Raw genomic sequence first — 1,116 nt, 5'->3', positions numbered from 1 at the left:
GGGAGGCTTCTTTATGCCATCAGACCTTAGGATCAGATACGACGTCGATGTCCGCAGGGCCGCAGCGGAGCTCTTCGAGGAGGGCTATGGGTATCACGCGGCCGCGACCGTCCTAGCGCTTCCTCCTTCCGTTGTGAAACAATGGTGCTACAAGTTCGGCGCTGTTGGATTGGACGGATTGCTGCAGATGGGCGGACGACAGGTCAGATACACCTACGAGCAGAAGCTGGCCGCCGCGAAAGCGGTGGTCGAGGACGGCGAGAAGGTCCCCGATGCCATGGCGTCTTTCGGCATAGCCTCGAGGTCGGCGCTCCTCAAGTGGTGCAAAGCGTATCGGGAGGGCGGCGCTGAAGCCCTGCGCCCCGAGCCGAAGGGCCGACCCAAAGGGAGCGGGGCCGCGAAGGAAGGGATGACTCGCGAGCAAGAGCTCGAAGTCCGCGTCCGAAAGCTCGAGGCGGAGAACGCCTACCTAAAAAAATTGGCGGCCCTGAGGGCGGAGAAGAGCCTTCGAACCGGGAGAAGGCAGCGGCCGTAGCCGCGCTCTCAGGGCATTACCCGCTCGCTGATCTGCTGGAAGCGGCGGAGATGGCGCGATCGAGCTACTACTACGCGCTGTCGCATCCGAAGGTGCCGACCCGACCGGAGCTATGGGACGCCATAAGCGAGATATTCTCACGGACTCCCAACGGCTGCGGACATCGGCAGATCGCCATGTGCCTGCGCGCCGAGCGCGGCGCGCGCATCGCGGACAAGACGGTGTTGAAGGTCATGCACGAGATGGGGATCAGCTGCGGCATCCGCCGCGAAACCGACTATCACAAGTACAATTCGTACAAAGGCCTCGTCGGCGAGACCTTCGAGAACGTGCTGGGGCGCGACTTCGGAGCGGAGGGCCCTTGGCAGAAGATGGGCACCGACGTCACGGAGTTCAAGCAGGCGTGGGGCAAGGCCTATCTCGCGCCGATATACGACTTCGGGAGCAAAGAGATAATAGCGTGGTCGGTGTCGAAGAGCGCGAGCATGGCCCAGCAGCACGATATCCTCGATCAGCTTTTCTCCAGGATGCCGAAGGGCGCGACACCGATCCTGCATTCGGACATGGGCTGGCAATACCAG

Annotated in this window: 2 protein-coding genes; both read left to right on the top strand. The window is 62.4% G+C overall.

Annotated features, from left to right (window positions below; genetic code table 11):
• Nucleotides 1-535 (top strand): helix-turn-helix domain-containing protein (locus F8D48_RS11450; RefSeq protein ID WP_338071848.1); only part of this gene is annotated, 535 nt, incomplete at its 5' end.
• A gap of 50 nt (nt 536-585) precedes the next feature.
• The coding region (locus F8D48_RS11445) for a DDE-type integrase/transposase/recombinase (RefSeq protein WP_151432166.1) at nt 586-1,116 on the top strand (531 nt) is incomplete at its 3' end.

Origin of the sequence: Adlercreutzia muris, from assembly GCF_008831045.1 — a bacterium.
GTDB lineage: Bacteria > Actinomycetota > Coriobacteriia > Coriobacteriales > Eggerthellaceae > Adlercreutzia > Adlercreutzia muris.
The sequence above is the reverse complement of the archived record's forward strand: the minus strand, read 5'-3'. Positions and strand labels throughout refer to the sequence as shown.